Consider the following 2,896-nt stretch of genomic DNA (forward strand, 5'->3'; position numbering starts at 1 on the left):
TTGCCAGCGTTCCCACATTAAAGCCTTCTGGGTGGCCGTGTAATAGATTCGGGGTCGTTGTTTCATGTGCAACACTCCTTTTGCTTACGCAGTTTGTAGTGTGTTGCATCGATCAGTTGAATTCAAGACCCATAGCAGACGCTCGACAAAAAACACCCAAAGATAGTTTTAATATTTCTTGGTGGCCTGGGGCGGAATCGACCGGGGCCTTGGATGTCTAATCCTATATTTACATGGAGAACAACAATCCTACCGAAAGCCCAATCACTCGCTCAGCAGTGCTACTGGCGCCATATGTATAACTAGGACTTAGGTACCATCCGACCTTCTTTGTTGTCCAAAACATAAAGTCTGCGACAAAGGCGACTCCCGTTTGAAGGTTATTACTAGATGAACTTGTTTTCCTCCATATAGCAGGACCTAGACCCACACCAAGCTCGACATCATGCGCCAACTCAAAAGGTTTTTTGAAGATAATTTGTGCACCAACTTCTTTTGGATTAGAGGTGCTCAGATACTGAGTGCCGACCTCGATTTCCAATTGATGCTCAATCGCGGTAAATTCAAACGCCAATGATGCGCCATAAGCCTTTGAGCCATCAATGGTATTTTTTTCCATTGCGGGACCCACCAATAAAATTAGCGGATGATCATCGGTTGACTGTTCTGCTTTTACTGCCGAGCTATGAAAACTGGCCGCCAAGACCAGAGTAAGTAAAGCAACTTTTATCGCTTTCATATAAAACCTTAAACAAATGTGTGATGCTCAATCGAGATAGATTGAGTACGAAGCTATTTGTTTAGGCCCTTCTGGGCGGGTAATCTATAGAAGCAGGAAAGAATTGAATCAGAAAAATTAGCTCAGAAGAAATATGGCCTGAGGAGTCAATTGCCACTTGCTGGCCCTCGGAGCTTACCATCCCCATTACTGAAATATGATGGCACTGATGGTCGTCATCATGATGGTCTGGGTTACTGGAGCCTGCTTGATCATGATGATCATCGTGAACTATTTGAAATAAGCCATCACTAGATTGATCCTCATTCCAAGTAATTTGGACTACGCCCTCCTGAGTCTGATGTGATTGCTCATGAGCCGCCCCCAATGTAGGCATAAAAGCTGTATTGAATATAAAGATGAAGGTAGCAATAGAAAGCAAACGCATTGGCTGATTCTAAGGTATTTGGCGTTTAAGCCACATCTAATGGGTATTTTTCCAATTGAGAGTCATTCTCAATTGTATGCTAAGATGAAAACAATTCTCATTAAGCATATTTGGCATTTCTCATGTTTTTCTCATTTAATACAAACCGCACAGCCTTTATAGGCCTAATTAGTGCCCTTTATTTGGGGGCTCTATCTTGTGCTGTAAGAGCAGAGGCGCCAGTTAGTGACATGCCCACTGTTTTGGCTGAATCGCCCGTAAGTGACTCACCTAAGGTTGATAGCTCAGTTTCTGTAGAGGGCGAAACTGAGCAGTGGAGCATTCATGGGCAATCAACTTATATTGTTCAACAGAAAAATAATTTCAAGTCGCCTTACTATGGACAAAACAGCCTTCTCAATAAATCTGAAGGCGGTGGTGGCAAGAGCTACACATTAAGTGCTACAGCGTTCTTAGGGGCAAGACTTTGGGAAGGCGCTGAAGTTTATTGGAACCCAGAGATGTTCGAGGGAACACCTTTTAATGGACAGCTTGTTGGTCTAGGTGGATTTCAGAATGGCGAGCTACAAAAAGGCTCATATGCCCCACCTATTTACTACACCGCTCGTGCGTTTATTCGTCAAACCTTTGGCTTGGGCGGCGGCAAAGAACATATTGAAGGTGGGCCTAATCAGCTTGCGGGCAATCTCGATAAAAATAGAATCGTGGTGACCTACGGTAAGTTCGCAACATTAGATTTCTTTGATCAAAATAGTTACAGTCACGATCCTCGCACACAGTTTCAGAACTTTGCTCTTTTCTCTATGGGCGCCTATGGATATGCGGCTGATAGCAAAGGCTATACCTATGGTGTTGTAGCAGAGTGGTATCAAGATGACTGGATTTTGAAGGTGGCAAGATTAGCGATGCCAACTATTCCGAATACCGCTCAGCTTGACTACAGCATGAGCCAAGACTACGGCAATCAAATTGAATTAACTCATGAACATGAGCTATGGGGTAAGCCTGGCGCAGTAAGGGCCCTGTATTACCAACAACATGCCTATATGGGCAACTACCAAAATGCGATTAATCAGGCTCAGCAGACTGGTGGCACTCCTGATGTAACTGGCGTACGCAGGGGGGCGCAGAGCTCATGGGGCTATGGCTTCAATATTGAGCAGGCCATCAATGATGATGTTGGAGTCTTTGGTCGTTGGAGCTGGAATCCCGGAACTACAGAAACTCAGACTGTAGATATCAGTAGGTCATTATCAGGTGGTGTAAGCATTAAAGGCTCAAGCTGGTCGCGCCCCAAAGATACGCTGGGCATAGGTTATGCAGTCAATGGAATCTCTTCATCGCAGATTGCCTACCTTCAACAAGGCGGTATGGCCGCATTTATTGGTGATGGCGCACTTAGCTATAAGAAAGAACAAATATTGGAAACTTTCTATAGCGCAAAGGTTTATAAGGAGTTATTTATTTCGGCTGACTACCAACGCATTGCCAATCCCGCCTACAACTCTGCCCGAGGCCCAGTGAACTTCTTTGGCTTAAGAGCACACATTGAAATGTAATGTCTTGATGGGTTTAAGTCCATCAATCGAGTGGCTCTTATTGGCCTTGGATTCAACCGGTCAACGCAACAGATTGGGCAAAACGTTCTGCCGGTGTTTGATAGTTTAGTGTCTTTCTAGGGCGCTCATTCAGTTTCCTAGCTATGGCATTAAGCTTAGCCTGTGAGTAAT

Annotated in this window: 3 protein-coding genes and 1 pseudogene; 1 reads left to right on the forward strand and 3 read right to left on the reverse strand. The window is 44.5% G+C overall.

Going from position 1 to position 2,896, the window contains the following annotated elements; all coding sequences use genetic code 11:
* Positions 1-229 precede the first annotated feature (229 nt).
* Entirely contained in the window at positions 230-739 is a 510-nt protein-coding gene (locus ICN15_RS10840) for a hypothetical protein (RefSeq protein WP_216202765.1), read from the reverse strand.
* Between the two features lie 61 nt (positions 740-800).
* A complete protein-coding gene (locus ICN15_RS10845) occupies positions 801-1,166 on the reverse strand; it encodes a hypothetical protein (RefSeq protein WP_216202766.1) in 366 nt (121 codons plus the stop codon).
* Positions 1,167-1,396: 230 nt separating this feature from the next.
* Between ICN15_RS10845 and ICN15_RS10850 the strand changes: the two genes are divergently transcribed.
* A complete protein-coding gene (locus tag ICN15_RS10850) occupies positions 1,397-2,725 on the forward strand; it encodes a carbohydrate porin (protein ID WP_216202767.1) in 1,329 nt (442 codons plus the stop codon).
* A 52-nt stretch (positions 2,726-2,777) separates the two neighbouring features.
* On the opposite strand, the pseudogene ICN15_RS10855 reads toward ICN15_RS10850, so the two are convergent.
* Positions 2,778-2,896, reverse strand: a pseudogene (locus ICN15_RS10855) (IS30 family transposase); the annotation flags it as partial.

The organism is Polynucleobacter sp. CS-Odin-A6 (genome assembly GCF_018882095.1).
Lineage (GTDB): Bacteria > Pseudomonadota > Gammaproteobacteria > Burkholderiales > Burkholderiaceae > Polynucleobacter.